Annotated in this window: 21 protein-coding genes; 5 read left to right on the plus strand and 16 right to left on the minus strand. The window is 66.5% G+C overall.

Annotated elements, in window-relative coordinates; all coding sequences use genetic code 11:
* Nucleotides 1-4: 4 nt before the first annotated feature.
* Genes ACGLHS_RS22825 through ACGLHS_RS22840 form a run of 4 tightly spaced genes read right to left on the minus strand, consistent with a single transcriptional unit; the run spans nt 5 to nt 2,898 of the window.
* Nucleotides 5-913: a DMT family transporter gene (locus ACGLHS_RS22825; RefSeq protein ID WP_394483464.1), complete on the minus strand. Its 909-nt coding sequence runs from the start codon at nt 911-913 to the stop codon at nt 5-7.
* 28 nt (nt 914-941) lie between these two features.
* Nucleotides 942-1,421 carry a BON domain-containing protein gene (locus ACGLHS_RS22830; protein ID WP_394483466.1) on the minus strand — a complete coding sequence of 160 codons (480 nt, stop codon included), beginning with the start codon at nt 1,419-1,421 and terminating at the stop codon, nt 942-944.
* Between the two features lie 14 nt (nt 1,422-1,435).
* Complete coding sequence (locus tag ACGLHS_RS22835) at nt 1,436-1,945, minus strand: flavin reductase family protein (RefSeq protein ID WP_394483468.1); 510 nt, start codon at nt 1,943-1,945, stop codon at nt 1,436-1,438.
* Between the two features lie 41 nt (nt 1,946-1,986).
* Nucleotides 1,987-2,898 (minus strand): LysR substrate-binding domain-containing protein, encoded by a 912-nt coding sequence (locus tag ACGLHS_RS22840; protein ID WP_394483470.1) that lies wholly within the window; start codon nt 2,896-2,898, stop codon nt 1,987-1,989.
* Between the two features lie 108 nt (nt 2,899-3,006).
* On the opposite strand from ACGLHS_RS22840, the gene ACGLHS_RS22845 reads away from it, so the two are divergent.
* A complete protein-coding gene (locus tag ACGLHS_RS22845; RefSeq protein WP_394483472.1) occupies nt 3,007-5,016 on the plus strand; it encodes an alkyl/aryl-sulfatase in 2,010 nt (669 codons plus the stop codon).
* Between the two features lie 325 nt (nt 5,017-5,341).
* On the opposite strand, the gene ACGLHS_RS22850 is transcribed toward ACGLHS_RS22845, so the two are convergent.
* From ACGLHS_RS22850 to ACGLHS_RS22865, 4 genes are all read right to left on the minus strand, one after another.
* Nucleotides 5,342-5,746: a hypothetical protein gene (locus ACGLHS_RS22850; RefSeq protein WP_394483474.1), complete on the minus strand. Its 405-nt coding sequence runs from the start codon at nt 5,744-5,746 to the stop codon at nt 5,342-5,344.
* 260 nt (nt 5,747-6,006) lie between these two features.
* The gene (locus ACGLHS_RS22855; protein ID WP_394483476.1) at nt 6,007-6,648 is read right to left on the minus strand and encodes a HEAT repeat domain-containing protein; all 642 of its coding nucleotides are present in this window, start codon (nt 6,646-6,648) and stop codon (nt 6,007-6,009) included.
* Nucleotides 6,649-7,406: 758 nt separating this feature from the next.
* Nucleotides 7,407-7,676, minus strand: coding sequence for a hypothetical protein (locus tag ACGLHS_RS22860; protein ID WP_394483478.1), 270 nt, complete (start codon nt 7,674-7,676; stop codon nt 7,407-7,409).
* Nucleotides 7,677-8,145: 469 nt separating this feature from the next.
* Nucleotides 8,146-9,375: a nucleoside recognition domain-containing protein gene (locus ACGLHS_RS22865; RefSeq protein WP_093241859.1), complete on the minus strand. Its 1,230-nt coding sequence runs from the start codon at nt 9,373-9,375 to the stop codon at nt 8,146-8,148.
* A 76-nt stretch (nt 9,376-9,451) separates the two neighbouring features.
* On the opposite strand from ACGLHS_RS22865, the gene ACGLHS_RS22870 reads away from it, so the two are divergent.
* The 4 genes from ACGLHS_RS22870 (at nt 9,452) to ACGLHS_RS22885 (ending at nt 15,414) form a co-directional block, all read left to right on the plus strand.
* Nucleotides 9,452-11,038, plus strand: coding sequence for a phospholipase D family protein (locus ACGLHS_RS22870; RefSeq protein ID WP_394483481.1), 1,587 nt, complete (start codon nt 9,452-9,454; stop codon nt 11,036-11,038).
* Between the two features lie 146 nt (nt 11,039-11,184).
* Entirely contained in the window at nt 11,185-12,768 is a 1,584-nt protein-coding gene (locus ACGLHS_RS22875) for a metallophosphoesterase (protein ID WP_394483483.1), read from the plus strand.
* The gene (locus ACGLHS_RS22880; protein ID WP_394483547.1) at nt 12,768-14,129 is read left to right on the plus strand and encodes a cytochrome-c peroxidase; all 1,362 of its coding nucleotides are present in this window, start codon (nt 12,768-12,770) and stop codon (nt 14,127-14,129) included. Before ACGLHS_RS22875 ends, ACGLHS_RS22880 begins: the two co-directional genes overlap by 1 nt.
* Before the next feature lie 124 nt (nt 14,130-14,253).
* Nucleotides 14,254-15,414: an ABC transporter substrate-binding protein gene (locus ACGLHS_RS22885; protein ID WP_394483485.1), complete on the plus strand. Its 1,161-nt coding sequence runs from the start codon at nt 14,254-14,256 to the stop codon at nt 15,412-15,414.
* A 262-nt stretch (nt 15,415-15,676) separates the two neighbouring features.
* Here ACGLHS_RS22885 and ACGLHS_RS22890 read toward each other — a convergent pair whose 3' ends face one another.
* The 8 genes from ACGLHS_RS22890 to ACGLHS_RS22925 form a co-directional block, all read right to left on the minus strand.
* Entirely contained in the window at nt 15,677-16,402 is a 726-nt protein-coding gene (locus ACGLHS_RS22890; protein ID WP_394483487.1) for an ABC transporter ATP-binding protein, read from the minus strand.
* Nucleotides 16,395-17,162, minus strand: coding sequence for an ABC transporter ATP-binding protein (locus tag ACGLHS_RS22895; protein ID WP_394483549.1), 768 nt, complete (start codon nt 17,160-17,162; stop codon nt 16,395-16,397). The genes ACGLHS_RS22890 and ACGLHS_RS22895 overlap by 8 nt, the downstream gene beginning before the upstream one ends.
* Entirely contained in the window at nt 17,162-18,127 is a 966-nt protein-coding gene (locus tag ACGLHS_RS22900; RefSeq protein ID WP_394483489.1) for a branched-chain amino acid ABC transporter permease, read from the minus strand. Before ACGLHS_RS22900 ends, ACGLHS_RS22895 begins: the two co-directional genes overlap by 1 nt.
* Nucleotides 18,124-18,984: a branched-chain amino acid ABC transporter permease gene (locus ACGLHS_RS22905; protein WP_394483491.1), complete on the minus strand. Its 861-nt coding sequence runs from the start codon at nt 18,982-18,984 to the stop codon at nt 18,124-18,126. The genes ACGLHS_RS22900 and ACGLHS_RS22905 overlap by 4 nt, the downstream gene beginning before the upstream one ends.
* Before the next feature lie 55 nt (nt 18,985-19,039).
* Nucleotides 19,040-20,236 carry an ABC transporter substrate-binding protein gene (locus ACGLHS_RS22910; RefSeq protein ID WP_394483493.1) on the minus strand — a complete coding sequence of 399 codons (1,197 nt, stop codon included), beginning with the start codon at nt 20,234-20,236 and terminating at the stop codon, nt 19,040-19,042.
* 107 nt (nt 20,237-20,343) lie between these two features.
* Entirely contained in the window at nt 20,344-20,667 is a 324-nt protein-coding gene (locus ACGLHS_RS22915) for a 2Fe-2S iron-sulfur cluster-binding protein (protein WP_394483495.1), read from the minus strand.
* Nucleotides 20,668-20,686: 19 nt separating this feature from the next.
* Nucleotides 20,687-22,153, minus strand: a complete 1,467-nt coding sequence (locus ACGLHS_RS22920; RefSeq protein WP_394483497.1) for a glutamine synthetase family protein — start codon at nt 22,151-22,153, stop codon at nt 20,687-20,689.
* Nucleotides 22,154-22,164: 11 nt separating this feature from the next.
* Nucleotides 22,165-23,496 carry a Rieske 2Fe-2S domain-containing protein gene (locus ACGLHS_RS22925; RefSeq protein ID WP_394483499.1) on the minus strand — a complete coding sequence of 444 codons (1,332 nt, stop codon included), beginning with the start codon at nt 23,494-23,496 and terminating at the stop codon, nt 22,165-22,167.
* Nucleotides 23,497-23,549 lie beyond the last annotated feature (53 nt).

Raw genomic sequence — 23,549 nt, forward strand, 5'->3', positions numbered from 1 at the left:
GGGGTCATGCGGCGCGTTGGGTATTGGGGCGTCGGTTGACCAGCACGATGCCCAGCGCCACGCCGATCAGCGCCACGATCAGTTGCGCCGTGAGCGGCTCCTTGAGCAGCACCACGCCGAACACCAGCGCGAACAGCGGCGTGAGAAAGGTGAACGACGACATCTGCGTGGCCGGGTAGTGCCGCAGCAGCCACATCCAGGTGAGGTAGCTTGCGAAGGCGCCGATCACCGTCTGCAGGCCGATGGAGGTCCAGGCCCAGGCCGAGTACGCAAAACCCCAGTGCTCGCCGAGCACCAGCGACAGCACGGGGCACACCGCCGCCGTGACCGCGACTTGATAGAAGAGCGTTTTTTCCGCGCTGGCCATGGCCAGCTTCGTGGTGCGCAAGGTCAGCGTGGTCAGGCCCCAGAGCATGCCGGCCGCCAGGCCCATCGCATCGCCGACCAGTTGCGACGAACTCATATGGCCGAAGCCTTCGCTGAAGGCCAGCACCACGCCCGCGAAGGCGATGAACAGGCCCAGCCATTGAAAGCCGCGCAGGCGCTCGGCCGGCACCCAGCGCGGCAGCAGCAACGACACCCAGAAGGGCGCGGTGTACAGGAACACCGTGAGCCGCGAGGCGCTGGTGTTCTGCAGCCCCAGGTAGATGCCGGCGAACTCGCCCGAGAACAGCAGCCCCGCGAGCAGGCCGGGCCACAGCGTGCCGTCGCGCTCGAACAGCGGCACGCGGCGCCACACGCACCACAGCCACAGCAACACTGTCGCGCCGACCATGCGGATCGAGGCCTGCCACAGCGGTGGCACCTCGGCCACTGTTGTCTTGATGAGGATCTGCTGGAGGCCCCAGAACGCGCAACAGGCGATGAGCAGGCCGATGGCGAGGGAGTCGAGGTGTGTCTTGCGCTGAATCATTCGTCTGGTTGTTGTTGTCGTCGCGGGCCTATCTGTCGGCCAGTGGGTACGGCGGCTTGCCGCGGGTGCCGACCATGAGGTCAGGCACCACGGCCTCGACGTCGGGCAGCGCACGCGCGGCGTGTTCGAGCTTCTTGGCCAGTGCGGCGTTGGACACGCAGCCCTGCAGGTAGACCCAGCGGCGTTGCACCATCACCCACACGCTGCTGCCGCGCACGCCCGGCACGGCCTGCAGCGCGGCGCGCACCTTGGGCGCGAGCGGCTTGTCGTAGCGGTAGGCGTTGCTGTCGGTGCACTTGCCGGCGAGCCAGCAACTGGTGCCGCGCTCCAGCCGCGAGTGGATCTGGATGCGCCGCTCTTCGGCGGTATAGAAAGGCCCCTCGGGCATCGGGCATGCGGGCAGGCCCGATGACACGGGAAAGAACGGGTCGTCGAACCAGTTCTGCTTGAGCGGCCCCGCCGCTTCTTGCGCCATGACGGTCTGCGCGGCAAGCAGCAGGACGGACATGAGCGCAGCGTGCCTCACAAGGGATGTTCCGTGTAGAAGCGCCCGCCGTGGAACAGCAGCGGCGAGGCACCGGCGTCGCGCGTGCAGCGCTCGACCTCGCCGACGAAGATCACGTGGTCGCCTTCGTCGTAGCGGCTGCGGTTGAAGCACTCGAAGCTGGCCGCGGCGCCCACCAGCACCGGTGCGCCGCCCAGCCCCTCGGTGAACTCGACATCGGCCCAGCGGTCGATGTCCTTGGTGGCGAAGCGCGTGGCCAGCGCCTTCTGGTTGGCGGCCAGGATGTTGACGGTGTAGTGCGAGCCCGCGCTCAGCGCGGCCATCGAGGCGGCCGCGCGGGCCAGGCTCCACAGCACCAGCGGCGGCGCGAGCGACACCGAATTGAAGGAGTTGGCCGTCAGGCCGACCAGCGTGCCATTGGCCGCGCGCGCGGTGACGATGGTCACGCCCGTGGCGAACATGCCGAGCGCTTCGCGAAACTCGTCGGGCGAAAAAGTGGGCGGCTGGGCCCGGCGGGGAGTGGTCACGGAAAGGGCAGGGCGGTGGAAGGCAAGAGGGTCATTTTGGCTCAGCGACCGGCGGGCTGCTGGGCCGGGTCCATCAACTCTGTCACGAGGCGGGTATAGACGGTGGCGGCGGCCGAGGGCGTGCGGCCCGCCAGCGTCACCAGGCTGTAGTGCGTCTGCATGCGCGTGAGGCCCGCAATCGGCAGGGGCACGAGCGATTCGGTCTCGGGGTTCAGGGCCGGCGCGTTGGGCGCAAGGATCACCGCGTTGGCGTTCAGTGCCAGATGCTGCAGGGTGCCGGGGTCGTCGCAGACCACGTTGAAGACACCGCGGTCGGTGCGCTTGATCTGCCGGTCGAAATGCGTCGCCACCTCGGCCGGCAGGTTGGGGCCGGCCACGGGGTAGTCCATGGCTCTTTCGAGCGTCACCTGCTTGAGCCTGCGCAGCGGGTGCTTCGGCTGCACGAAGAACGACACCGGCACGTTGGGCAGGCGCACCAGCTTCAGGCCGGGCGGCTTCTTCAGGTCGCGCGTGTCGGCGATGAACAGATCGAGCTGGCGCCGGTGCAGGCGCTCGCACAGCGTGGTGGTGTCGGCCACTTCCATGCGCATCAGCAGCTGGGGGTGGCGCTGGGTCATGAGCGACAGGGCCACGCGGCCCAGCATGCCGGCGGCGAATGGGCCGAGCCCCACGTTGAGGCTGCCGATGGCCAGGCCCTGGAGCTGCAGCACGTCGCGCTCGATCTGCTGCGCATCGGCCAGCAGTTCGCGGGCACGGGCCAGCACCAGTTCGCCGGCCTGCGTGAAGCGCACCGTGCCGTAGGCGCGATCGATCAGCCGCGCCTGCAAGCCTTCTTCGAGGTTGTCGATGCTGCGCGAAAGCGCGGGCTGCGACAGGTGCACCGCCTGCGCCGCGCGCCCGAAGCTGCCCTGCTCGGCAAGGGCCAGGAGGTGCTGGAGCTGACGCAGCTGCATTTTGCGTTCTGGTTAAAAAGGAACGTCATATTTTGCATTTGCCAATGGTTCCTGTGCTTCGGAGAATGAATCTTCTCCGCCCAACAGCCAACCCAGACAGGCCCATCGATGACCCGTGACCGTTCGACCCGCGCGCCGGCAGGCGCTCCTTCTCTTGGCGCCCTGGCGCTTGCCGTGGCCTGTGCACTGGGCGCCGCATCCGCCGCCGCGCAGCAGATCGCGCCCAAGCCGCCCGAGCCCGCGACGCTGAAGGCCAACGCCGACATGGCGAAGACGCTGCCCTTTGCCAACCGGCAGGACTTCGAGGATGCGACGCGCGGCTTCATCGGCACCGTGCCCGATGCGCTGGTGCCCGGCACCGGCCCGCGCCCCGTGTGGACGATGAAGCCCTACGACTTCCTGAAGGCGAACGAGCCGGCCGACACCGTCAACCCGAGCCTGTGGCGCCAGGCCCAGCTCAATGCCATCCATGGCCTGTTCAAGGTGACCGACCGCGTCTACCAGGTGCGCGGCTTCGACCTGGCGAACATGACCATCGTCGAAGGCGACACCTCGCTCATCGTCATCGACCCGCTGCTCACCGCCGAGACCGCGCGCGCCGCACTCGAGCTTTACTACCAGCACCGGCCGAAGAAGCCGGTCGGCACGGTGATCTATTCGCACGGCCATGCCGACCACTTCGGCGGTGTGAAGGGCGTGACCACCGAGGCCGACGTGGCGGCAGGCAAGGTGCAGGTGATCGCGCCCGTGGCTTTCATGGAAACGGCGGTGGCCGAGAACATCCTCGCGGGCAACGCGATGAACCGGCGCTCGCAGTACCAGTTCGGCACGCTGCTGCCGCCGGGCGTGCGCGGGCAGGTCGACACCGGGCTGGGCAAGGCGCTTGCGCGCGGCAGCGTGACGCTGATCGCGCCCACCTCGACCATCGACAAGACCACCGAGCGCCGCACCATCGACGGCGTGGAGATCGTGTTCCAGCTGGTGCCGGGCTCCGAGGCGCCGGCGGAAATGCTCATGTACCTGCCGCAGTTCCGCGTGCTCAACATGGCGGAGGACGTGACGCACAACATGCACAACCTCTACACGATCCGCGGCGCCGAGGTGCGCGACGGCAACCTGTGGGCCAAGTACATCGACGAGGCGCGCGTGGCCTTCGGCGACAAGACCGATGTGCTGATCGCCCAGCACCACTGGCCCACCACGGGGCAGGCGCGCATCGTCGACCTGCTGAAGAAGCAGCGCGACATGTACAAGTTCATCAACGACCAGTCGCTGCGCCTGCTCAACGAGGGCTACACCCCGGCCGACATCGCCGAGACGCTGCGCATGCCCGCGAGCCTGGAGCAGGAGTGGTCGGCGCGCGGCTACTACGGCACGCTGCGGCACAACGCCAAGGCGGTCTACCAGAAGTACCTGGGCTGGTACGACGCCAACCCCGCCAACCTGAACCCGCTGCCGCCGGTCGCGCAGGCGAAGAAGACGGTGGAGTACATGGGCGGCGCCGACGCGGTCGTCGCGCGGGCCCGAGAAGATTTCAAGAAGGGCGAGTACCGCTGGGTGGCGAGCGCGATGAGCCAGGTGGTCTATGCCGACCCGGCCAATCGCGCGGCGCGCGAACTGGGTGCCGATGCGCTCGAACAGATGGGTTACCAGTCGGAGGCCGGTACCTGGCGCAGCGCCTACCTGGTGGGCGCGATGGAGCTGCGCAACGGCGTGCCGAAGATTCCGGGGGGCAGCAGCTCGAATGGCGACACGCTCAAGGCGGTGAGCAACGAGCTGTTCTTCGACTTCCTCGGCGTGCGGTTGAACGCGGCCAAGGCGGAGGGCAAGACGATGGTGATCAACTGGAACTTCACCGACTCGAACCAGAAGTTCGTGCTGACGCTGGAGAACTCGGCACTCACGCACCTGAAAGACCAGCAGGCCGCCAGCGCCGACGCCACCATCACGCTGAGCCGGGCCACGCTCGATGCGATCACGCTCAAGCAGACGACTTTTCCGGAGGCGCTGCAGTCGGGGCAGGTGAAGATCGACGGCAACCGCGCCAAGCTGGGCGAGCTGTTCGGCATGCTGGACAACTTCGACCTGATGTTTCCTGTGGTCGAGCCTCGGAAGTAAGCAGGCTTGAGGGTTTGAGCGCTCTTGTTCGGGGCGCGTGCACAGGACACCGGGTACTCCCCTCCGCGAATGTCCCCCGCTTCGCTCCTCCTTTATTTCGCTGCGGGGAGCACCCGATGCCCTGTGCACGATGAGCGCGGCTGTGGCGTTGGCGGTTCGACCGCTACGGCGGATTCGCGAGCGACGGGCGCTAGGCAAGCGAAACGCCGAAGGTTGGTGTAGGCATGACTAGTGCCCGCTTCAGGCCGCAAGGCAGACATCCGTGACGTCCAGCCCTTTTCGGATTTCTGCGAACTGCGCTACTGCGCCTCCACACCGCCAAGCATCAGCTGCCCAGCAGCAGCTTGTACGCAGGCACGTCTTTTTCAAACACCTCGTCGAGCAGTTCCAGCCCTTCGAAAAAGCGGTGATCCTGGTCCGCTAGTTCGGCATGCGACGCCTTGTGCACCTCAAAAAGAATCTCGCTGCACGACAGGAGCCTTGAAGCGCGGACGGAAACGACCTTGGTCTTTGGCTGCCACTCGTTGGTATTGCCGACCACCCAGTACGTGAACTGCACGTCGAGCGCACGAACCGGGAGCACCAGCCACAGACTCTCCCGTTCGACAGGCATTCCGACGTCTTCTCCATAGGCCGACAACGCTTCTTCCCATTCGGCGATGGATTCAGGAGTATCCCTGCTGAACGACCAAGCCAGGTCGGGAAGGATCGTGTGCGGCATCTGTTTCAAAAGAGCTCCTCCCAAGTCGCTTGCGCGCATGCACATTGGAAAAATGGACGCGGGCCCAAAAGCGATTGCCCTCAAACACGCACATCTTGCAGTTGTTCATCTCGCCTGTACGTCCGCCATTGCTGGTCCATTCTTCTGATTTCTGTGACAACTGCAGGTCGGTGTCAAAAGTCTGCTGTTGGCCGTCGGATGTTTTTGGCTCAAGGCCTTCTTGGATGTTCAGGGCAAAGAGCGCTGCGGCAGCGTCCGGGCGCTAGTGCTTACGCCACTGCCGAGTCATCCTTTGGAATTTCAGCTGAAACGAATTTTCCGAGCTCGGCTTCAATCGAGACCCTCAATCCAGGAACGCGCTGCAGAAAGTTGTGCAGCGCCAACGGTGTTAAAGAAACCAGCGGCGGGACTAGGAATGAAAACTCTTGCAGCAGGCTTGAAGCATCCACCCGATAGAGAAACGCAAGCACCTCCTGTTGCGCTCTAGGGTCCATGTTTTCAGCCTGAAGCTTCTTCTTGTTCTTTCGAACATATTTCTCAACCGACGCTAAGGCGCGCTCGTCAGCTGATACGCCTATGGCCCACAGCGCATAGACCCTGCCACGGCCACTCAGTGGATCTTCGAGGATCTGTACAAAGTAAGGCGTTTCTGTTGCACCGGCTATTTGCGCAATCGTCAGGACTGCACTGTCCCTCACATCTTGCTTTGGGTACCTGGATAGAGCTTTTAACGCTGGCAGACTTTTCTGAGTACCGCAGTCGCGCAACGCAAGCACTGCCCAGAAAACGTCATGTTTCGACTTGTCGGTACTGATTGTCGAAAGGAAAAACTCCTCAGACCACGAGAAAGCTTTGTTTTTCTTAAAGTGTTGGCTGATGGTCTCCTTGTTTGATAAGTCAAGCAAAAACATGCAATCTGCCCCCTCTGCTAGGAATAAGTAAGCCGTTGAATTTATATGCGGTGCGTTGTGAATCTCTGTTCCGAACTCTTCCCGCGACTTTGAGCGTGTGAACGCTCCTGGACACAAGACGCCGTTCTATACGAGACGACCGGTGTCCAAGAGGTATCCGACGAAGTCGTCGTGAAGACCCTCGCCAAGTCGGTGTCCGTGCTCATCAACCACATAGAGACGCCCCTTTTCCGCAAGGGATGTTCCGCCATCCGGCGCCGTCAGGAACGAAACACACAGGCCACGTAAGCACTCCGAAAAGACCTTCGATACCGTTTCTTCGCTCACTCCACCGGCAACAAGCGCATTACGAATCTCGTGATATGGCTGTTCGGCTTCTACCCACTTAAGGTTTGCCTCCCGATCGGTAAGAGCCTTGGAGGCAATTGTTGTCCAGGACTCCATTGCCGTGGCCAAGTCCTCGAATAGGTCCGTTTTTTTTCGTCATGAAACTCCTTGTTGGGCGGCGCGACGAACGTCCGCTGTTGGCCGAAATCGCAAGTCCGGCCCTGAGCAGCAACAGTCCGTTTCCGCTGCAAAGCAGCCGCTCGCATTGTCTGCCGACGATCAGCATGGAACACACAGCTGCCACTGAGGCCTCCCTCAGAAGCAACCTCAACCGAACCGCATCCCCTCCATCACAAAGGCTTCAGCCGTCGTACCCCAAAGAACTCGTTCACCAGAGCGGGCCGCGAAGCATGCGGCCCGCAGACCAGCCGCTAACCGCCGGTCTCAGGCGCTGCGCGTCGCGCCTTCTCGCTCACCTGAAACAACTCCCTCGCCTTGCGAGCCAGTTCAGCCGCAAGCCAAAGCAGGTTGTCCAGTTGACGAGGCCCTTCACCGCTGCACCAGTCGATGTCTTCCCCGTGGCAGACCCACAGGAGGGCTTCGAGTTGGGAGAGGGTGTTTTCGAGAAGATCCGTCGGGTCTTGGGCGTTGTCTTCGGAAGCTGCCGGCGTGCGGGGCCGGGCTATAGTCTTGTTAGCCATTTTTGTGCGTTCCTTTAGAGGTGTGTGCACGAACTTGGTTAGACGGCCGGGGTGCTGAAACCACCCCGGCCGTCGCCTTTTGATACCTCGCATTTGCATCGCTGCTTTCGCACCGACAACCTGCCGCGAGGCAAGCAGCCTTCAAACATTCAATGCTTTGTGTGTGTCGCGCCTTCCGAGTCCCCTTGGTGGGGTTTCGAGTGACAGGGGCAATCACTTTAGAGAAGAGCGCAGCGCGGTGGCGATTTCGTGCGGCACGAAGTCTCGACGAGCGCCAACAAATGCAGCTTCCGCAATGCGCCGCGCGCTGGCTTCGTCAGTGCCGTGTCGTGCCAGTTCACTGACTGCGCTGAACGCTCACGTCGATGGTGTGCTCCCCGCAGCGAAATAAAGGAGGAGCGAAGCGGGGGACATTCGCGGAGGGGAGCACACCGTCGGCGTGAGCGCGCACTGAACGACGGCGAACGCCTTACCCAAAGAACCAGTAGCAAACAGCAATGGCCGCCACAACCCCGGCCAATTCAGCCAACAGCGCACAAGCCACCGCATGCCGCGCGCGCTGGATGCCGACCGCGCCGAAGTACACGGCCAGCACGTAGAAGGTGGTCTCGGTGCTGCCCTGGATGGTCGCGGCCACCAGCGCGGGGAAGCTGTCGACGCCCTGGCTCTTCATGGTCTCGATCAGCATGGCGCGCGCCGCGCTGCCCGAGAAGGGCTTGACCAGCGCGGTCGGCATGGCGTCGACAAAGCGCGCGTCGAAGCCGCCTGCCTGCACCAGCCAGCGCAGGCCATCGAGCGCGAAGTCGAGCGCGCCCGAAGCGCGCAGCACACCGACCGCGCACAGCATCGCGACCAGGTAGGGCAGCAGGTTCTTCGCGATGTCGAAGCCTTCCTTCGCGCCCTCGACAAAACACTCGTAGACCTTGATGCGCCGGATCGCGCCGGCGAGCAGGAAGATGATGATCACGCCGAACAGCGTGAGGTTGCCCAGCAGCGACGACAGCGACGCAATGGCCGCCGCCGACAGCGTGCCCAGCAGCGCCATGAAGCCGCCGAGCAGCAGCGCGCCGGGAACCAGGTAGGCCAGCACCACCGGGTCCCACAGCCGCAGGCGCTGCACGAACGCCACCGACAGCAGCCCGACCAGCGTCGATGCACTCGTGGCCAGCAGGATGGGCAGGAACACCAGCGTCGGGTCGTGCGCGCCCTGCTGCGCGCGGTACATGAAGATGGTGACGGGCAGCAGCGTGAGCGACGAAGCGTTCAGCACCAGAAACAGAATCTGCGCGTTGGTGGCGGTGACCGGATCGGGGTTCAGCCGCTGCAGTTCGCGCATGGCCTTCAGGCCGATGGGCGTGGCCGCGTTGTCGAGCCCGAGCGCGTTGGCCGCGAAGTTCATGGTGATGAGGCCAAGCGCCGGATGGCCTGCCGGCACGCCCGGCATGAGGCGCCGGAACAGGGGGCCGAGCAGCCGCGCCAGCCAGCCGACCAGCCCGGCCGCCTCGGCGATGCGCAGGAACCCCAGCCACAGCGTCAACGTGCCGAACAGCAGCACCATCACCTCGACCGCCAGCCGCGCCATCGTGAACAGGCTTTCGACCAGCGCGGCGAACACGGCCGGGTCGCCGCCGACCAGCCATCGCCCCAGCGCCGCGATCGCCGCCACCCCGAAGAACCCCAGCCACAAGCCGTTGAGCACGTTTCTTTTCCCTTTTTTGTGCGGCCGATCATAGGGTGCTAATACGGCCGGGCCGGCGCGAGCTACAGTGCGGCCCATGGCCGTTTCCGCCGCTTCCATCGTCCGCAGACTCGCCGCACTGGCACTGTGCACAGCCGCTTTCTGGCTGGCCGGATGCGCGAGCCTGCCGCCGCCGCAGCCGCGCCCGGCGGTCACGGCCATCACCGACGTGGCGAACACCGAGCTGGGCCAGCTGGCCCTCAAGGGCACGCCGGGCGGCTCCACGGCGCTGTCGGGTTTTCGGCTGCTGCCCGAGGCGGCCTTTGCCTTCGACGCCCGCATCTCGCTGGCGCGGCACGCCGAGAAGTCGCTCGACGTGCAGTACTACCTGATCCAGAAGGACGACGTCGGCCTGCTGTTCCTGAAGGAACTGCGCGAAGCCGCCGCGCGCGGCGTGCGGGTGCGCCTGCTGGTGGACGACCTCTACACGGCCGGCGAGGACGAGGTGTTCAGCACGCTCTCGGCCTTTCCCAACATCGAGGTGCGGCTGTTCAACCCGCTGCCTTCGCGCGCCAACTCGCTGTCGGCGCGGCTGCTGTTCTCGCTGACCGACTTCGGCCGCATCAACCACCGCATGCACAACAAGCTGCTGGTGGCCGACAACAGTTTCGCGGTCTCGGGTGGGCGCAACATCGCCAACGAGTACTTCATGCGCAGTACGGCGGCGAACTTCATCGACATGGACGTGCTCTCCAGCGGGCCGGTCGTGCGCCAGATGTCCGAAGGCTTCGACCGCTACTGGAACAGCGAGCACGTGCGCCCCATCGAGACCATCGCACCGCTGCGCATGCCGGTGGAAGAGGCGCAAAAGCGCTTCGACGCCATTGCGCGCACCGCCGTGCCCGACGTGCCCATGCACCAGCGCGACGTGCTGAACAAGCCGCCGGTGGGGCAGGAGCTTATCGCGGGCAACGTCGAGCGCTACTGGGCCCCGGCCACGCTGTTCGTGGACGACCCCGAGAAGATCACGCGCAAGGCCGAGGAGGCCTACGAGGGCAGCGTGACCGAAGGCGCGTTGAGCGTCATCAACTCGGCCAAGCGCGAGGTCAAGATCGGCTCGCCGTATTTCATTCCGGGCGCGCGCGGCATGGCGATGATGAAGAAGGCCATCGCACAGGGCGGGCGCATCACCGTGGTGACCAACTCGCTCGGCGCCACCGACGAGCCGCTGGCCTACGCGGGCTACGAACGCTACCGCGCCGACATGCTGAAGATCGGCGTCACCATCTACGAGATCGCGCCCACGCTCACCGGGCGCTCGGGGCGCTTCGGCGACTTCGGCAAGTCGATCAGCCGCCTGCACGCCAAGCTCGCGATCATCGATGACGACCGCTTCTTCGTCGGCTCGATGAACCTCGATCACCGCTCGGCCGCCGTCAACACCGAGATGGGCGTGGTCATCGACAGCCCCGAGCTGGTGAAGGACTACGACAAGCTCATGAGCGGCGACCGCGTCAACCTCGGCTACCGGCTGCGCCTGGCGCCCGATGGCCGGCGGGTGCAGTGGCTGGAGTACGACGATGCCGGCGGCGACATCGTGCATGAGGACGAGCCGGGCGAGTTTCTCTGGCTGCGCTTCAAGAACTGGCTGCTGCTGCCCATCGTGGGCGAAGAGCTGCTGTAGCCGCGGGCAGGCAGCAGGCAAGCACGCACGCATCGCGCGAGGGCGGTGCAAGGCCCACGCGTCACGCTGCCGGGCCTGTAATCAGGCTTGCACATTGCCCCTCTAGATTTCGGCGTCCCACGTACAACAACCAGAGGGATTCCGATATGCACGCCGTGTTCACCCTGCCGCGGGTACTGCCCGATTCGCGGCGCCTGCGCTCGTTCGCCGCACTCACAGGACTGGCGGCTGCCGTGCTCCTGCAGGGTTGCAACGGCGGTGGCAGCAGCAACAACCTGTCGATCCTTCCGCCGCCGCCCGCTGCCGTCACGCCGCCGGCGCCGCCTCCCGCGCCACCGGCGCCCGAACCGGATGCCGCCAGCGCCGACGCCAACCTGCAGGCCACCTGGGTCGAGATCGGCGGCAACAACGCCGTCATTGCGCGTGCGATCACCAGCTACAACGCGCCGGCGGCCGCCACGACGGCCAATGCCAATGCCGCGTGCCCGCAGATGACGGTGGACGGCAACACGACCCGCATGACCCTGCGCATCGGTGCCGGCACGATGGCGCTGCGCACCACGGCCAGCGACCCGGTCGACTCGAAGCCTTCCGCGTTCCCGGTGTCGACCTGCGAGGCGACGCTGCCGGCCGACGCGAAGCAGGCCGCCATCGGCAGCCGCACGTTGCCCTTGCCCAAGGCCGAACCGCAGCGCGTGCTGGTGCTGGCCGATACCGGTTGCCGCATCAAGAAGGCCGGCAGCGCCTTCCAGCCCTGCAACGACACCACCGCGTGGCCGTTCGCATCCATCGCCGCCACGGGTGCGGGCTTCAACCCCGACCTCGTGCTGCACATCGGCGACTACCACTACCGCGAGAACGCCTGCCCGAACGACATCGCTGGCTGCAAGGACAGCCCGTGGGGCTACGGCTGGGACACCTGGCAGGCCGACTTCTTCGCGCCCGCCGCGCCGCTGCTGGCGAAGGCACCGTGGATCGTGGTGCGCGGCAATCACGAGGAATGCGCGCGCGCCGGCCAGGGCTGGGCCCGCTTCCTCGAGACGCGTCCCTACGCCGACAAGAGCTCGTGCAACGACCCGGCCAACGACAGCACCGGCAACTATGCCGACCCGTATGCCGTTGCGCTCGGCACCGGCTCGCAGATCATCGTGTTCGACTCGGCCAAGGCGGGCGCTTCGGCGCTGAAGACCGACGACCCGCAGTTCATCGCCTACCAGAAGCAGTTCCAGGCCGTGACGGCGATGGCCGCCAAGCCCGGCATGACCACCACGATGTTCACCAACCACCACCCGATCCTGGCGTTCGCGCCGATCGCGGGCCAGAAGCCGGCGCCGGGCAATCTCGCGCTGCAGTCCGTGATGAGCAGCCTCAACCCCAAGGCCTATTACCCGGCCGGCGTGCAGGTGGCCCTGCACGGCCATGTGCATGACTTCCAGGCGCTGAACTTCTCGTCCGACCACCCGGCCACCATCGTGACCGGCAACGGCGGCGACAACCTCGACGTGGCGCTGGCCGACCCGCTGCCCAGCGACGCCACGCCCGCGCCGGGCGTGACCATCGACCGCATCACGCACCACAACAGCTTCGGTTTCATGCTGATGGAGCGCAAGCCCACGCCCGGCGTGGGCTGGACCTTCAAGGCCTATACCGTGGCGGGCAAGCTGCTGGCCACCTGCGCGCAGACCGGCCGCACCGTGGCCTGCGACAAGACCGGCTTTCTCACGCCGTGATGGGTGGCCCGGCGCGCCAGCGAAGCCTGATCGGGGGCGGTCTGGCGTTGCTGGCCGCCTGCGCCGGGTGGGTGGGTGGCGCCATCGCCGCATCCGACGGCAGCAACGTGCAGATCAACCCCGGCGGGCCGCCGAGCGTGGTGATCGAGCGCATTGGCGCCACGCCGAAGATTGCCGCGCGCATCGATTCGACCGAGGCCGTCTTCAAGCCCGACCCGGCGCTGGCCGCGCTGGGCAAGCGGATCTTCTTCGATGCCCGCCTGTCGCAGCCGCAGGGCACGTCGTGCGCCAGCTGCCACGATCCGCTGCGCGCCTTCACCTCGACCCTGAACGCACCGTCGCTGGCGGGGCCGCGCACGCCGCAGGGCAGCCGCCCCGGCCACTTCAGCGCGCGCACCGCGCCGTCGCTGCTGTACGTGCGCTACGTGCCCAGGCGGCACTTCAACCAGGACGACGACGCACCTTTCGCGTCGCCCTTCGGCGGCCTGTTCGCGGACGGCCGCGCTGACACACTGGCCGAGCAGGCGCGCGGCCCGCTGTTCGATCCCGACGAGATGAACAACACGTCGCCGCAGAGCCTGCTGCGCAAGCTGCGTGGCACCGACCTGGCGCCCGCGATGTCGCTGGCGTTCGGGCCGCAGGTGCTGCGCGACCCGGAGCGCGCGGTCAAGGGCATCGGGCTGGCGCTGCAGGCGTTTCTGCAGAGCGACGAGATGGCGCCGTTCAGCTCGCGCTTTGACGACTACCTGCGCAAGCGCACGCCGCTGAGCCCGCAGGAGATGCGCGGCCTGGCGCTGTTCAAGAACCCGGACAAGGGCAACTGCATGTCGTGCCACACGCTGTCCGACACGGCGAGCCGGCCCGAGCGTTCGCTTTTTACCGACTTCGGCTACGACGCGATCGCGGTGCCGCGCAACCTGTCGCTGCCCGCCAACCGCAACCCGCGCCGCTTCGACAACGGCCTGTGCCGCACGGCCGCGCAGCTGCGCTGGCCCGAGCCCGAGCAGTGGTGCGGCTACTTCCGCACGCCGGGGTTGCGCAACGTGGCGGTGCGCCAGAGCTTCATGCACAACGGCGTGTTCACCACGCTGCGCGACGCCGTGGCCTTCTATGCCACGCGCTCGACCGACCCGGGCAAGTGGTACCGCGGCAAGAGCACCTTCGACGACGTGCCGGCCGCCTACCGCGCGAACATCAACGTCAATTCCACGCCGATGAACCGGCGCCCCGGCCGCACGCCCGCGCTGAGCGACGAGGAGATCGACGAGATCAGCGCCTTCCTGCGCACCCTGACCGACGCACCCTATGTGGCCGCGATGCCGCCGATGGAAACGGCGGCGTCGAAGCCGGCCGGCAAGTAGCCGCGCATGCAGCCGGCCCGGCCGGACAGTGGGGGCTGCGGGTTGTCATCGTCGATGCCACAATGCGCGTTACATTTCTAGCTCAAATGTGAACTTTTGTCACCGTCTTCTGGAGACTTCGATCATGACCGTTCCCGTGCCGCGCGAATCGATTGCGCCGCTTTCCACCAGCCGTCGCCGTGCGCTGACCGGGCTGGCCGCAACCGCTGCTGCCGCGGGTCTGGGATTTCCGGCGCTGGCGCAGAACCGGCCGGTTCGCGTCGGGGCCACCTTCGACAACAGCAGCGTCGAGAAGGCCAACGGCCAGGGGCTGTACCAAGGCTCGAGCGCGTTCTTCGCCGCGCTGAACAAGGCGGGCGGCATCAACGGCACCAAGGTCGAGCTGGTGATGGCCGACGACACCTTCAAGCCCGAAGTGGCCAAGGCCAACGCGCTGGCCTTCGAGAAAGACAGCTCGGTACTCGCGCTGGTGCATCCGCTCGGCACGCGCCAGACGGCCGAGGTGATGGACGCCGTGCCCGGCATGGCCGTGGTGGGCCCGATCACCGGCACCATCTCGCTGCGCAAGAAGACGTCACCCAACACCTTCTGGGTGCGCGCCAACTACGACCAGGAAGTCGAGAAGCTCGTGAGCACGGCGGCCGTGCTGGGCCAGAGCCGCATCGGCCTCGTGCACTCGAACGATCCGCTGGGGCAGTCGGTGCTGGCGGCGTTCAAGAACGCACTCGCCAAGGCCAAGCTGGAGCCGGCCGTGATCGCGACCACGCCCAACACCACCAGCATGGAAGTGGGCCCGGCCGCAGAGGCCATCGCCAAGGCCAAGCCGCAGGTGGTGGTGGTCGGCCTGGCGGGCACGGCGCCGGTGTTCTTGAAGGCGCTGCGTGGCGCGGGCAACAGCAGCTCGGCGTATGGCCTGTCGATCACGGCGAGCGCGCTCTCGGCCATGGGTGACTTGGCACGCGGCCTGGGCTTCGTGATCGTGGTGCCGTCGCCGTACTCGACCAAGTACGAGATCGTGCGCCGCTACCAGGCCGACATGGTGGCCAGCGGCGTCAAGGAGTTCTCGCTCACCAGCCTCGAGGGCTACATGAACGCCGCGGTGCTCGCCGAAGGCATGCGCCGCGCGGGCGGCTCGCTCACTCGCGCGTCGGTGATGTCGGGGCTGGCCAGCATCGAGAACTTCGACCTGGGCGGCGTGAAGATCAACTACGGCCGCAGCAACCGCGAAGGCGGGCAGTTCGTGGACGTGGCGGTGATCGGCAGCCGTGGGCAGATGCTGAGCTGATTGCGTCGGTGCGGCCGTTGCTGGCCGCATTGCGCTGCTGTTCAGGGCGGCGCTCACGCCGACGGCGTGAGCGTTATCCGAGCACTGGTTGATCGGCGGCACTCCCACAGCGTGCCCTCGTGCGAATGGCACCGGGTGCTCCCAGCAGCGAAATAAAAGAGGAGGAGGGGCGCAGCCCCGGGGGACATTCGCGGAGGGGAGTACCCGGTGTCATCCGCACGCGCCCCGAACGGCAATCCCAAAGAGGGACCGCACAGCGCATTCAGGCCGCCTGCTCCTCGGCAATCCCCACCCCCAGCAGCCCTTCGAGCAAGCCCTTGTCAGACGCAAGCGCCGCGCTCGGCCCCGCATGCACCACGGTGCCGCGCTCCAGCACGATGGCCTTGTGCGTCATCTCCAGTGCCAGCACCGGATGCTGCTCGACCACGATCGACGCCAGCCCTTCCGACTCGCACAGCCGGCGGATCGCCACAGCCAGCTCTTCCACGATGATCGGCGCGAGGCCTTCCATCGGCTCGTCGAGCAACAGCAGCTTGGGGTTGGTCATCAGCGCGCGGCCGATGGCCAGCATCTGCTGCTCGCCGCCCGACAGCTGGTTGCCGTAGTTGCCGCGTCGCTCGCGCAGGCGCGGAAAGAAGTCGTACACGCGCTTCAAGTTCCAGCCGCCCAGCCGCGCGATCACCGTGAGGTTTTCTTCGACGGTGAGCGAAGGGAACACCTCGCGCTCCTGCGGCACCCAGCCCAGGCCCGCGCGCACGCGCTGGTGCGAGGGCCAGCGCGTGATGTCCGCACCCTGCCAGCGGATCGCGCCCTGCATCACGCGGGTGTTGCCCATCAGCGTTTCGAGCAGCGTGGTCTTGCCCACGCCGTTGCGCCCGAGAACGGCAAGGCTTTCGCCCTGCTGCAGCGAAAAGTCGAGACGGTCGAGCACCACGGCATTGCCGTAGCCGGCGGTGACGTGGTCGAAGGCGAGTACTTCTTCAGACATGGTGATGCGAACTTCCCAGATACACCTCGCGCACGCGCGGGTCGGAACCGATGTCGGCGGGCGTGCCTTCGGTGAGGATGCGACCGCCCACCAGCACCGAGATGCGACGCGAGAAGCGGAAGACCAGCTTCATGTCGTGCTCGATGAACAGCACGCTGATGTCGCTCGGCAGCGCTGCGATGGCCTCGAACAGCTCGCCGCTTTCGTCTTCTGGCACGCCGGCCGCCGGTTCGTCGAGCAGCAGGATGCGCGGCTTGGCTGCGAGTGCGAGTGCGATCTCGAGCAGCCGCTGCTTGCCGTAGGCCAGCTCGGCCACGGGCACATCAGCGAGGCTGTCGAGCTTGAGCGTGCCGAGCAGCGCATGCGCTTCGTCGAACACCGCCGTGCAGCCCGTGAGCGGCCGCCACCAAGTGGCGCCCAGCCCTTCGCGCTCGCTGATCGCCAGCACCACCGACAGCAGCGGCGTGAGGCTGGGGAACAGCGTGTTGATCTGGAAGGTGCGCGCCAGGCCCATGCGGGCGCGCTTGTCGCTCGACAGGCGCGTGATGTCGCGATCGCCCATCTGGATCGACCCGCTGGTGGGCTTGAACACGCCGGTCAGCAGGTTGATGAGCGTGGTCTTGCCGGCGCCGTTGGGGCCGATCAATGCTTGCCGCGCGCCGGGTTCGAGCGAGAGGTTGACGTCGCTCACCGCCTGGAAGGCGCCGAAGCGGATGCCCAGGCCCTGCGTGCGCAGGGTGTGCGTGGTGGATGAACTCATCATCGCGCCTTCCTCCCCGTGCGAACGAAGCGCGACAGCGCGCCCATGATGCCGCCGCGGCCCAGCATGACGGCCGCGATCAGGAAGATGCCGAGCCAGAACATCCAGTACTGCGGGTTCATGTCCGCGAACCAGTCGTGCACCAGCATGTAGACGATGGCGCCGATCATGCCGCCGTACAGGCGCCCGGTGCCGCCCAGCACCAGGATGATGAGCACCTCGGCCGAGCGGTTGAAGCTAATCGATTCGATGCCGACGAACTGCGTGGTCTGTGCCAGCAGCGCGCCGGCCACGCCGGCCACCGCGGCCGAGAAGGCATAGGCCATGCGCAGCCGCGCTTCCACGGGCGAGCCGATGGCGGTCATGCGCTTGCGGCTGTCGTGAATGCCGCGCAGCGCTAGGCCGAAGGGCGAGCGCAGCACCAGCCGCACCAGCAGGAACATCGCGAGCACCACGCCGAAGGCGTAGCCGAATGCGGTCTTGCCGTAGAGGTCGAAGTCGAAGAGGCCGAGCACCGGCGCGATGACCACGCCTTGCAAGCCATCGGTGCCGCCGGTGATGCCCGAGAGCCGGTTGGCCACTTCGAACAGCAGCACGCACACGCCGATGGTGATCATCAGCCGCGTGAGGTCGGCGCCGCGCACCACGAGGTAGCTCAGCGCATAGCCCAGCAGGCCGCTCACGACCAGCGCGAACACGAGGCCGGTGAAGGGCTCGCTCCAGCCGTACTTGGCCAGGAGGCCCGCCGCGTACGCGCCCGCGCCGAAGAAGGCCGCATGGCCGACGGTGAGGATGCCCGCGTAGCCGAGCGCCATGTCGAGTGACACCGCGAACAGCCCGAAGATCATGATCTGGCTCATCAGCGTGAGCTTGTCGGGCAACAGGAAGAAGCTCGACGCGAGCGCGAGCCAGAAGACGGCTTCGGCAAGGCGCAGTTGCGCAGGGGAGGCTGTGAAGGTTTTCATGCGATCCCCTTCTTCGCCACGATGCCGTTCGGCCGCACCAGCAGCATGACGATCATGAAGACGTAGATGAGAAAGGCGCCGGTTTCAGGCAGGTAGTACTTGCCCGCCACGTCGACGATGCCGACCAGCAGCGCCGCGATGAAAGGCCCGGTGACGGTGCCCGCACCGCCCACGCACACCACCATCAGAAAGTACACGAGGTACTTGAGCGGGAACGACGGCTCCAGCCCCAGCATGCCCAGGCTCAGCGCGCCGCCCAGGCCCGCGAGGCCGCAGCCCAGCGAGAAGGTCAAGAAGAACAGGCGCTGCACGTTGATGCCCGTGCCGCCCGCCACACGCTGGTTGTCGACCGCCGCGCGCACCATCGCGCCGTAGCGGGTCTTGCCCAGGCCCAGCAGCAAGGCGATGAGCACGGCCACGCCGCAGCCGATCAAGAAGAGCCGGTAGCGGCCCACTTCGAGGCCCAGCAGCGAGACCTGTCCGTCGAGCGCCGGCGGCAGCGTGAAGGGCTGCATCGTCGGGCCGTAGAAATACGTGAAGGCTGCGATCGAGACGAACACCACGCCGATCGACAGCAGCACCTGGTCGAGCGGGTGCGCGCGGTACAGGCGCCGGTAGAACACGAGCTCCAGCGCCGCGCCCACCAGCGCCGCCGCCACGAAGGCGGCCACCAGCGAGAGGCCGAAGCCCACGCCCCACTGGTTCATCAGCACGCTCGCGGCGTAGCCGCCCACCATCGCGAAACTGCCGTGCGCGAGGTTGACGAAGTTCATGAGCCCCATCGTGATGGACAGGCCCACCCCGATGAGGAACAGGAGCATGCCGTAGGCCACCCCGTCGAAGATCACGATTCCCATGGATTTCCCGTCGCTGCCAGGGCCTTGCGGCCCGGGTTGCTTGCTTGCTGGCTGTTTACTTGGCGGCTTCCTTGGCCGGGTCCTTCACGCGGTCGAACTTGTCGAACTCGACGTTCACCAGCTGGCCGTTCACGCGCTCGGTCTTGCGGATGTAGACGGTCTGCACGATGTCGCGCGTGACCGGGTCGATCTCGATCGGGCCGCGCGGGCTCTCGAAGCTCAGGCCCTTGAGCGCTTCCATGAACTTGTCGCCGCCGGTGTCACCCTTGGTCTTGGCGAGCGCCAGGTCGATGGCGGCCATCGCGTCGTAGGCGGTCACGGCGAAGTAGCTCGGGCGCAACTTGGTGCCGTTGTCGGCGGCAAAGTCTTTCACGAACTTCTGGTTCTTGGGCGAGGGGTGCGCGAACGAGTAGTGGTGGCTGGTGACCAGGCCCAGCGCCACGTCGCCGGTGGCGTCGAGGTAGCTGTCGTCGGTGGCCTCGCCGGTGGCGAAGAGCTTGATGCCGGCCTGTTCCATGCCGCGCTCTTTCCACACCTTCAGAAAGGCCGGCGGCATCACGCCCGAGGGAAAGAAGAAGAACACGGCCTGGGGCTTGGCGTCCTTGATGCGCTGCACGTAGGCCGAGAAGTCGGGGTTGTTCATCGGCGTGCGCACTTCGCCCGAGACCTTGCCGCCACCGGCGGTGAAGGTCTTCTTGAACGCGGTCTCGGCGTCGACGCCCGAGGCGTAGTCGGCGACCACGGTGTAGGCGTCCTTGATGCCCTGCTTGAGCATGTAGCGCGCCATCGGGTCGGTGACCTGCTGCACGGTGAACGACAGGCGCGCCACGTATGGCGAGCTGGTGGTGATGGCCGACGACGCCGCGTTCATCACGAGGGTCGGGATCTTGGCCTGCGTGGCGATGGCGCCCACGGCGTACGCATTGGGGCTGAAGTCCAGGCCGGTGAGCACGCTCACCTTGTCGCGCACGATCAGCTCCTGCGCGATGCGCTTGGCGGCGTCGGGCGCGGGGCCGGCGGTGTCTTTCTTGATGATCTCGACCGTGCGGCCGCCCACCTTGCCGCCGTGCTCCTTCAGATAGAGCGCGATGCCGGCGTCGAACTGGCGGCCGTAGTCGGCATAAGGGCCGGAGTAGGTGGCAATGAGGCCGATGCGCAGGGGCTCGTCGGCGGCTTGCGCGGCGGTCGTGCCCCACACGCCGAGGCTCGCCAGCAGCAGGGTCGAGAGGATGGTTCTCTTGGTCATCGTCATTGGCGTCATTCGAAAGGGCCTTTCAGGTGGAATGGAATGCGCCCCGTCGGGCGCTGCTGTCGTGTAACCGGATGTGCGGCAGCGGGCGATGATGCCCGAGCCGCCCGTCAAACCTGTGTATCGGGCACGCGCACCGTGAGGCCATCGAAGGCCGCGGTCACGCTGAGCTGGCAACTCAACCGGCTGCCCGACCTGCGCTCGGAGGCGACGGCGTCGAGCAGTGCGCTCTCCATGTCGTCCGGTGGTGGCAGCAGGTCGATGAAGGCGTCGTCCACGTAGACGTGGCAGGTGGCACAGGAGCAGCAGCCGCCGCACTCGGCGTCGATGCCGCGCACGTTGCCGCGTATGGCGGTTTCCATCACGCTGGCGCCGATCTTGGCGTCGACCTCGCGCGTGGAGCCGTCCTTGAGGATGTAGTGGATCGTGGGCATTGTTGTTCTTGGGGCTCGTTCAGAACATGTCGAAGTACTCGCGGTGTTCCCACTCCGAGACTTCGAGGTTGAAGCGGGCGATTTCCGCTTCCTTGATGTGGCAGAGGTAGTCGATGAAGACCTTGCCCATCTGCTTGTTGAGCATCTCGTCGCGGCGCAGGCAGGCGAGGGCATCGCTCAACGAGCGCGGCAGTTGCTCGGCCGGTGTTTCGTACGGTGCATCGGCGGAGGGGCCGGGGTCGATGCTGTTGCGGATGCCGTCCAGGCCCGAGAACAGTTGCGACGCGAGGTACAGGTACGGATTGGCCGTCGGCTCGCCCACGCGGTTCTCGATGCGCGATGCGCTCTGGCCCACGCCGCCGAGCACGCGCAGCATCGCGCCGCGGTTGTCGCGTGCCCAGATCGCGCGGTCGGGCGCGAGCGAGAACGGGCGATAGCGCCGGTAGCCGTTGATCGTGGGGCTCGCGAGCGCGGCTGCGCCGCAGGCATGCGCCTTCAGGCCGCCGAGGTAGTGCATGCCGATGTCGCTCAGGTCCTGGCCTTCGGCCTGGGGCATGAACGCGTTGACGCCGTCGCTCTTGCGCCGTAGCGACTGGTGCAGGTGCCAGCCGCTGGACATCACGTTCGGAATCTTCGGGCGGCACATGAAGGTGGCGTGCAGTCCGGCGCGCTGGCAGATCTGCTTGATGGCGCTGCGCAGCAGCACCATGGTGTCGGCCGGCATCACGCCCGCCGTAGGGCCGAAGGTCAGTTCGAACTGGCTCGGGCCGAATTCGATCTCGAGCGAGCGCAGCGGCAGGCCGAGCGCGATGAGGTTCGAACGCAGCAGCTCCATCAGTTCATCGACGCGGTCGTAGCGCAACTCGGTGAGGTACTGGTGACCGTGCGAGAGCAGCGACACGCGCGGCGGCTCGCCGGGCTGGCCCGAATCGGCCAGGCCCATGCGCGCGTCTTCGAGCTTGAAGACGTGGAACTCGACTTCGAGGCCGGCGATGAAGTCGAGCCCGAACTCATCGAGCTGGCGCACCGCGCGCTGCAGGATCTGCCGCGTCGCGAAGGGGCAGGGCTTGCCGTCGGCCATGTAGGCGTCGCACAGCACCCAGCCGGTGCGGGGCGCCCACGGCAGCACCTTGAAGGTGGCGGGGTCGGCCACGATGGTGAAGTCGGCGCCGCCCTGCAGGCCTTCGATGGCAAAGCCGCCGTTGGCGCTGAACACCGGGAACACGGTCTTGTGCGAGGTGTCCTTGGCCAGCAGCGTGGAGGTGAGGTTCACGCCTTCCCACAGGGCCGAGCGCGCCTCGCTGGCGACCAGCGTCTTGCCGCGCAGCAGGCCGTGCTGGTCGGGCCAGGCGAAGCGGACCACGTCGACCTCGCCGCTGTCGATGCGGCGCACCAGCTCTCGGGCCTGCGCATGCTGGTCGTCGGACCAGAGGCCGAAGCGGTCGACGAACTTGTTGCTGCCGTTGTTGTTATTGCTGCTGCTCATGGCGTGCGTGCTCAGGCGGCGAGCCGTGCGGCGGCCCAGTCGGACTTCAGGCGCCGCGCGCGGTCGGCCTCTTGCCAGTAGGTCTCGGTGGCTGCTTCGTCGCTGACGTGGCCGATGCCGTCGATGGAGGGCGGCCCGGTCATCGCGCTGGCTTGCGCGGCGTCGATCAGCATGGGGGCGGTCTCGCCGGCCAGCGTGGCTTCGATGGCCTTCACGAGCACGCGGCGGTAGGCAATGATGCCCTTGTCGGTGCTGCCCAGGTGCTCGCGCGTGCGGTCTTGAATGGCGCCTTGCGACTCCACCGCCCACTGGTCGTGCACGTTGATGTCGTCGCCCATGCCGGTGTAGGTTTCGGTGAGCTGCTCTTCGATGCTGAAGCCGTAGTTGTTGCGCTTGTTCTTGCGCGAGGTGTAGTCGGGCAGTTCGTAGAGCTTCAGGCGCTGGTCGCGCATCTGCTGCTTGTCGACCGGGCCGGTGAAGCTGGTGAAGATGGCGTACCAGTAGCAGTGCGTGTCGTCGACCGGCACGTGCCACTGCGAGATGGTCATCTCGGCGCTCATCGGGATCACGAAGGCCTGCGGGAACACCACGTTGGTCACGCGCACGTGGGTGGTGTCTTTCGACAGCTTGCGCAGCGCCTTCAGGCGGAAGCCGTAGTCGGTGGGTTCCACGCTGATGTCGGGGCGGTCGTACTCGCGCAGCACCTTGGTGATGGGCATGTCGGAGTCGGCCGAGGCGCCGCGGAACTGCTTGCCGTAGCTTTCCGACGTGTCTTCGTCCTCGAAGAAGCGGTGCAGGTACGAGGCGTGCGCGGGGTCGATGCCTACTTCGAGCGCCTGCAGCCAGTTGCATTCGAACAGGCCCTTGAACGCGAAGGTGTGGCTGTCGGGCGCCACGAAGCAGTCGAACTCGGGGAAGGCCGGGGGCTCGCCCTCGCCGATGTAGGCGAACACCACGCCGCTCTTTGCGACCACCGGATAGGCCGACTGCTTGATGCGGCTGCACAGCTTGCTGGTGGGCGGCTCGGCGGGGGTTTCGAGGCAGTTGCCCTTGGCATCGAACAGCCAGCCGTGGAAGGCGCAGCGGATGCCGCCGTTTTCGAGGCGGCCGAAGGCGAGGTCGGCGCCGCGGTGCGGGCAGTCGCGGTCGAGCATGCCGAGCTGGCCGCTCTCGTCGCGGAACAGGACGAAGTCCTGGCCCATGAGCTTCACCGGCTTGACCGGGCGCGGGCCCGCCAGTTCGTCGACCAGGGCCACCGGCTGCCAGTAGCGGCGCAGCAGCTTGCCGGCGGGGGCGTCGCGTCCGACGCGGGTGATGAAATCGTTTTGCTCTGCGCTGATCATCGTGCGGGCTCCATCGTGGGTTCTTTGGAAAGAGGCTTGCAGGCATTGCATGC

Origin of the sequence: Variovorax sp. VaC1 (assembly GCF_043658315.1) — a bacterium.
GTDB lineage: Bacteria > Pseudomonadota > Gammaproteobacteria > Burkholderiales > Burkholderiaceae_C > Variovorax.

What these genes read in the sequence shown, in the direction of transcription:
- ACGLHS_RS22825 (WP_394483464.1), bottom strand. Translation starts at nt 913, where the DNA reads ATGATTCAGCGCAAGACACACCTCGACTCCCTCGCCATCGGCCTGCTC.
- ACGLHS_RS22830 (WP_394483466.1), bottom strand. Translation starts at nt 1,421, where the DNA reads ATGTCCGTCCTGCTGCTTGCCGCGCAGACCGTCATGGCGCAAGAAGCG.
- ACGLHS_RS22840 (WP_394483470.1), bottom strand. Translation starts at nt 2,898, where the DNA reads ATGCAGCTGCGTCAGCTCCAGCACCTCCTGGCCCTTGCCGAGCAGGGC.
- ACGLHS_RS22845 (WP_394483472.1), top strand. Translation starts at nt 3,007, where the DNA reads ATGACCCGTGACCGTTCGACCCGCGCGCCGGCAGGCGCTCCTTCTCTT.
- ACGLHS_RS22855 (WP_394483476.1), bottom strand. Translation starts at nt 6,648, where the DNA reads ATGTTTTTGCTTGACTTATCAAACAAGGAGACCATCAGCCAACACTTT.
- ACGLHS_RS22860 (WP_394483478.1), bottom strand. Translation starts at nt 7,676, where the DNA reads ATGGCTAACAAGACTATAGCCCGGCCCCGCACGCCGGCAGCTTCCGAA.
- ACGLHS_RS22870 (WP_394483481.1), top strand. Translation starts at nt 9,452, where the DNA reads ATGGCCGTTTCCGCCGCTTCCATCGTCCGCAGACTCGCCGCACTGGCA.
- ACGLHS_RS22875 (WP_394483483.1), top strand. Translation starts at nt 11,185, where the DNA reads ATGCACGCCGTGTTCACCCTGCCGCGGGTACTGCCCGATTCGCGGCGC.
- ACGLHS_RS22880 (WP_394483547.1), top strand. Translation starts at nt 12,768, where the DNA reads ATGGGTGGCCCGGCGCGCCAGCGAAGCCTGATCGGGGGCGGTCTGGCG.
- ACGLHS_RS22885 (WP_394483485.1), top strand. Translation starts at nt 14,254, where the DNA reads ATGACCGTTCCCGTGCCGCGCGAATCGATTGCGCCGCTTTCCACCAGC.
- ACGLHS_RS22890 (WP_394483487.1), bottom strand. Translation starts at nt 16,402, where the DNA reads ATGTCTGAAGAAGTACTCGCCTTCGACCACGTCACCGCCGGCTACGGC.
- ACGLHS_RS22895 (WP_394483549.1), bottom strand. Translation starts at nt 17,162, where the DNA reads ATGAGTTCATCCACCACGCACACCCTGCGCACGCAGGGCCTGGGCATC.
- ACGLHS_RS22900 (WP_394483489.1), bottom strand. Translation starts at nt 18,127, where the DNA reads ATGAAAACCTTCACAGCCTCCCCTGCGCAACTGCGCCTTGCCGAAGCC.
- ACGLHS_RS22905 (WP_394483491.1), bottom strand. Translation starts at nt 18,984, where the DNA reads ATGGGAATCGTGATCTTCGACGGGGTGGCCTACGGCATGCTCCTGTTC.
- ACGLHS_RS22910 (WP_394483493.1), bottom strand. Translation starts at nt 20,236, where the DNA reads ATGACGATGACCAAGAGAACCATCCTCTCGACCCTGCTGCTGGCGAGC.
- ACGLHS_RS22915 (WP_394483495.1), bottom strand. Translation starts at nt 20,667, where the DNA reads ATGCCCACGATCCACTACATCCTCAAGGACGGCTCCACGCGCGAGGTC.
- ACGLHS_RS22920 (WP_394483497.1), bottom strand. Translation starts at nt 22,153, where the DNA reads ATGAGCAGCAGCAATAACAACAACGGCAGCAACAAGTTCGTCGACCGC.
- ACGLHS_RS22925 (WP_394483499.1), bottom strand. Translation starts at nt 23,496, where the DNA reads ATGATCAGCGCAGAGCAAAACGATTTCATCACCCGCGTCGGACGCGAC.